This window comes from Streptomyces sp. NPDC003038, assembly GCF_040611115.1.
Classification (GTDB): Bacteria; Actinomycetota; Actinomycetes; order Streptomycetales; family Streptomycetaceae; genus Streptomyces.
In genome coordinates, this window is record NZ_JBEXNN010000081.1 from 1 (window position 1) to 4,813 (window position 4,813).

Consider the following 4,813-nt stretch of genomic DNA (forward strand, 5'->3'; position numbering starts at 1 on the left):
TCCTTCGACATCGACGCGAACGGCATCATGCACGTCACGGCCAAGGACCTCGGCACGGGCAAGGAGCAGAAGATGACCGTCACCGGCGGCTCCTCGCTCGGCAAGGACGAGGTCGACCGCATGCGCCAGGAGGCGGAGCAGTACGCGGAGGAGGACCACCGTCGCCGCGAGGCCGCCGAGTCCCGCAACCAGGGCGAGCAGCTCGTCTACCAGACGGAGAAGTTCGTCAAGGACAACGAGGACAAGGTCCCGGCCGAGGTGAAGACGGAGGTCGAGGCCGCCGTCACCGAGCTGAAGGAGAAGCTCAAGGGCGAGGACACGGCTGAGATCCGCACCGCGACCGAGAAGCTGGCCGCGGTCAGCCAGAAGCTCGGCCAGGCCATCTACGCCGACGCCCAGGCCGCTCAGGGCGCCGCGGGCGGCGAGGGTGCCCACCAGGCCAAGGACGACGACGTCGTCGACGCCGAGATCGTCGACGACGAGAAGCCGAAGGGTGGCGCTGCCTGATGTCGGAGGAGACGCCGGGTTTTGAGGAGCCCGAAGTCCCCGCCGGCGCCACGCCCGAGGACGCCGCTGAGCCGAAGGCCGCCGACTCCTCTCCGGAGGGCGAGGCGGCCCCGGCCGGGGACTCCGCAGCAGCACAGGCCGCGGACCGGTCCGCGGCAGAGTTCGCGAGCCAGGAGGTGGCTCTGCTGGCGCAGCTGGACCAGGCCCGTACGGCGCTCTCCGAGCGCACCGCGGACCTCCAGCGGCTCCAGGCGGAGTACCAGAACTACCGCCGCCGGGTGGAGCGGGACCGGATCACCGTCAAGGAGATCGCGGTCGCGTCCCTCCTGACCGAGCTCCTCCCGACGCTGGACGACATCGGCCGGGCGCGGGAGCACGGCGAGCTGGTCGGCGGCTTCAAGTCGGTGGCCGAATCGCTGGAGACGGTCGCCGCGAAGATGGGCCTGCAGCAGTTCGGCAAGGAGGGCGAGCCCTTCGACCCGACGGTCCACGAGGCCCTGATGCACTCGTACGCGCCGGACGTCACCGAGACGACCTGCGTGGCGATCCTGCAGCCTGGGTACCGAATCGGCGAGCGTACGATCCGTCCCGCGCGCGTCGCGGTGGCCGAGCCCCAGCCGGGTGCGGCCGCCAAGTCCCCGGGCTCCGAATCGGCGGTCGCGGAAGGCGACGCGGCGTCGGACAAGGACGCGGATGCCCCCGACGAGGGCTGATGCACTTCAGGTAGAGGCACGAGAGGAGGGCCACCGGGGATGAGCACGAAGGACTTCGTCGAGAAGGACTACTACAAGGTCCTCGGTGTCCCGAAGGACGCCACCGAGGCCGAGATCAAGAAGGCGTACCGGAAGCTCGCACGCGAGTTCCACCCGGACGCCAACAAGGGCGACGCCTCGGCCGAGGAGCGTTTCAAGGAGATCTCCGAGGCGAACGACATCCTCGGCGACCAGAAGAAGCGCAAGGAGTACGACGAGGCCCGCGCCCTGTTCGGCAACGGCGGCTTCCGCCCCGGGCCGGGTGCGGGCGGCGGCTCCTTCAACTTCGACCTGGGCGACCTCTTCGGCGGTGGCCAGCCGGGTGGCGCGGGCGGCGGTTTCGGCGGTGGCCTGGGCGATGTCTTCGGCGGCCTGTTCAACCGGGGCGGCGCCGGCGCGGGTACGGGGACCCGTACCCAGCCGCGCCGCGGCCAGGACATCGAGTCGGAGGTCACCCTCTCCTTCACGGAGGCGGTGGACGGGGCCACGGTCCCGCTCCGGATGTCCTCCCAGGCCCCCTGCAAGGCGTGTTCGGGCACCGGCGACAAGAACGGCACCCCCCGGGTGTGCCCGACCTGCGTCGGCTCCGGCCAGGTCTCGCGGGGCAGCGGCGGTGGCTTCTCGCTGACCGATCCCTGCGCGGACTGCAAGGGCCGCGGCCTGATCGCGGAGACCCCCTGCGAGGTCTGCAAGGGCAGCGGCCGGGCCCGCAGCTCCCGCACCATGCAGGTCCGGATCCCGGCGGGCGTCTCCGACGGCCAGCGGATCCGGCTGCGCGGCAAGGGCGCGCCGGGCGAGCGCGGCGGCCCCGCGGGTGACCTCTACGTCGTCGTGCACGTCGACGCGCACCCGGTGTTCGGCCGCAAGGACGACAATCTGACGGTGACCGTGCCGGTGACGTTCGCGGAGGCGGCGCTGGGCGCCGAGATCAAGGTTCCGACCTTGAACGGCCCCTCGGTGACGCTGAAGCTTCCGCCGGGCACGCCCGGCGGCCGGACGATGCGGGCCCGCGGCAAGGGCGCGGTCCGCAAGGACGGCACCCGGGGCGACCTGTTGGTGACGGTGGAGGTCGCCGTCCCGAGGGAGCTCTCGGACAAGGCACGTGAGGCGCTGGAGATGTATCGCGAGGCGACGGAGTCCGAGGACCCGCGCTCCGCGCTGTTCGAGTCCGCGAAGGGAGCCTGACATGGACGGCCGCCGCAGCCAGCCCCGATTCGGCAATGGGGCTTACCAACTCACCGACGAGACCCCGGTCTACGTGATCTCGGTGGCCGCCCAGCTCTCGGGGCTGCATCCGCAGACCCTTCGCCAGTACGACCGCCTCGGCCTGGTCTCCCCGGATCGCACGGCCGGGCGCGGCCGGCGCTACTCGGCCCGTGACATCGAGCTGCTCCGCACGGTGCAGGCGCTGTCGCAGGACGAGGGCATCAACCTGGCGGGCATCAAGCGGATCATCGAGCTGGAGAACCAGGTCGCCGCGCTCCAGGCGCGTGTGGCCGAGCTCTCCGCGGCGGTGGACGGCGCGGCGGCCACGCTGCGGGCCCGCGAGGCCCAGGTGCACGCCTCGTACCGGCGCGACCTGGTCCCGTACCAGCCCCCGCAGCCGGGCAACGCCCTGGTCGTCTGGCGCCCCAAGCGCCCGATGGACTGAGGCTCCCCGCACCGCGTTCGAGAACCCCGCCCGGCATGCCCGGGCGGGGTTCTCGCTTGGTGCGCGGCCGCGTCCGGGCCGTCAGAGCCGCGGTTCCTGGGCCGGGCCCGAGACGCGGCCCAGGATGCCCGACTGGGCGATGAGGTAACCCAGCTGGGCCCGGCTGCCGCTGCCCAGGGCGGTGGCCAGCTTGGCGATGTGCGCGCGGCAGGTCCGTACGTTCATGCCCAGGCGGCGCGCGATGGCCTCGTCCACGTGCCCCTCGACGAGGAGCTGGGCGATGGAGCGCTGCACGCCGGATATCCCGGACGGCGTCGGGCCGTAGGGGACCTGCTCGTTGAGCGGCGTGGCCCGCCGCCACAACTGCTCGAAGACCCTGACCAGATAGCGGACGAGCGCCGGGTGCCGCAGCTCCAGGGCGATCTGCTGGTCGTCGCTGGCGGGGATGAAAGCGACCGATTCGTCGCAGATGATGAGCCGTTCGACCAGTTCCTCCAGCGTCCGGATCTCTACCTTGCCGCTGGCCATCCGGTCGACGTAGGCCATGGTGCCGCGGCTGTGCCGGACGGTGTGCTGGTAGAGGGTGCGCATGCTGACGCCGCGCCGGATGAGGGGCTGGTCCCGTTCTATCGCCTGGTTGAGAATGTTCTCGGAACGCCCGCCTCCCGGTTGGATGGTGAGCATCTCCGCCTGGCACTCGGCGGTGGCCACGTTGAGCGCCGCGTTGATCCTGTTGAATCCCTCCAGCACGGTGATCGCGTGCGTGGGCGCCGGAGTCAGCGCGCTGATGGCCATGAATGGCTCAAACGCTTCGGCGAGCTCGATGGAGGAGCGCCTGCGTTGCAGGATCTCCCGTTCGAGCGGGTGCAGGCGTTGAGCCAATGCCACCGAGGGGGGAACCGGGCGGAGCCAGTTGTCGTCGTCCGGATCAGGGTGCAGCAGCGCGAATTCCAGCAGGCAGGGCGTCTGCTCCACTTCCTCGCGGGCGATTCGACCGGAGCTGAGGGCACTTGCGTACAGCTCGGCCCCCAGGTCGCACAGATCGGTCACCGCATGGGGATGTGTCTGGTTTATGCGCATAATCGGCAAATCTCCCACCCCCAGGGTCCTGCATGTACAGGAACATGATGCATCGCCACGGTGGCAATGACGTGGCTCGATCAGTCATCGTCTGAGATGCGGGGGAGAGGAATCCATCAAGTGAGGACAACGTCGACCATGTACAAGAAATTGCTTCGCTCGGTGGCTGCCATTGCTCTCTCTACGGCTGCTGCTGTCGGTGGAATCTCGCTCGCGGACAGTGGCTGGGGGAGCGCGCCCGCGGACAGCGGCTGGGGAGCCGGTCCCACCGGCAATGACAGCGGTTGGGGATCGCCCGGCGACGACAGCGGGTGGGGCAGCGTCAGGGCCGACAGCGGGTGGGGCCCGGCGCCCGGCAAGAACGACAGTAGCTGGGGTGTGGGCGGGAAGACTTCGGAAGCATGACCCCCGACGACCGCGGCTTCCGCCGCGAAATGGCCTCCGCTTACCGGTCGGGATGGCAGTTCATCGACCTGGCCACGGCGATCCCCTACGCGGGCGACTCGCTGATGGTCACCCTGTTCGGTCAACCGATCGTCGTCGTGCGCGAGGAGGACGAGGACGTACGTGCCTACCGGTGCCTGCGCCGCCCGCGGGGCGCGCCGCAGCCCGTCCGCTGCGAGGTGCGCTACGGAATGGTCTTCGTCAATCTTGATCAGCGCGACCACCAGCTCTTCGAAACCGACATCACCACTGCCACCCCCCGCAGTGCCTGACGCGATTCCCCCGTCGTTGCAAATCGCTCAGGCGTCTCCGGGGCTACTGGTGGCCCGGCAGCACCGGTCCCGGTTCGGGCGGGGCGACCTCCACCGCTCTGGTCTTG

The 4,813-nt window shown here is 70.3% G+C and carries 6 protein-coding genes; 5 read left to right on the forward strand and 1 reads right to left on the reverse strand.

Annotated features, from left to right (window positions below; genetic code table 11):
* The 4 genes from ABZX75_RS33855 to ABZX75_RS33870 all read left to right on the forward strand — a co-directional run.
* Positions 1-507, forward strand: a 507-nt coding sequence (locus ABZX75_RS33855; protein ID WP_355417950.1) for an Hsp70 family protein, incomplete at its 5' end; no start/stop codon positions are given.
* A complete protein-coding gene (gene grpE, locus ABZX75_RS33860; RefSeq protein ID WP_355417953.1) occupies positions 507-1,220 on the forward strand; it encodes a nucleotide exchange factor GrpE in 714 nt (237 codons plus the stop codon). The genes ABZX75_RS33855 and grpE, both read left to right, overlap by 1 nt.
* A 39-nt stretch (positions 1,221-1,259) precedes the next feature.
* Entirely contained in the window at positions 1,260-2,444 is a 1,185-nt protein-coding gene (gene dnaJ, locus ABZX75_RS33865; RefSeq protein WP_355417956.1) for a molecular chaperone DnaJ, read from the forward strand.
* Position 2,445: 1 nt separating this feature from the next.
* On the forward strand, positions 2,446-2,910 hold the full coding sequence (locus tag ABZX75_RS33870) for a helix-turn-helix domain-containing protein (RefSeq protein WP_355417959.1): 465 nt from the start codon (positions 2,446-2,448) through the stop codon (positions 2,908-2,910).
* Between the two features lie 81 nt (positions 2,911-2,991).
* On the opposite strand, the gene ABZX75_RS33875 is transcribed toward ABZX75_RS33870, so the two are convergent.
* Entirely contained in the window at positions 2,992-3,990 is a 999-nt protein-coding gene (locus tag ABZX75_RS33875) for a helix-turn-helix transcriptional regulator (protein ID WP_355417962.1), read from the reverse strand.
* Positions 3,991-4,391: 401 nt separating this feature from the next.
* Here ABZX75_RS33875 and ABZX75_RS33880 point away from each other — a divergent pair, with 401 nt between their 5' ends.
* Positions 4,392-4,706, forward strand: coding sequence for a (2Fe-2S)-binding protein (locus ABZX75_RS33880; RefSeq protein ID WP_355417965.1), 315 nt, complete (start codon positions 4,392-4,394; stop codon positions 4,704-4,706).
* The last annotated feature ends 107 nt before the right edge of the window (positions 4,707-4,813 follow it).

Coding starts and splice junctions, on each gene's coding strand:
- grpE (WP_355417953.1), top strand. CDS start 507: ATGTCGGAGGAGACGCCGGGTTTTGAGGAGCCCGAAGTCCCCGCCGGC.
- dnaJ (WP_355417956.1), top strand. CDS start 1,260: ATGAGCACGAAGGACTTCGTCGAGAAGGACTACTACAAGGTCCTCGGT.
- ABZX75_RS33870 (WP_355417959.1), top strand. CDS start 2,446: ATGGACGGCCGCCGCAGCCAGCCCCGATTCGGCAATGGGGCTTACCAA.
- ABZX75_RS33875 (WP_355417962.1), bottom strand. CDS start 3,990: ATGCGCATAAACCAGACACATCCCCATGCGGTGACCGATCTGTGCGAC.
- ABZX75_RS33880 (WP_355417965.1), top strand. CDS start 4,392: ATGACCCCCGACGACCGCGGCTTCCGCCGCGAAATGGCCTCCGCTTAC.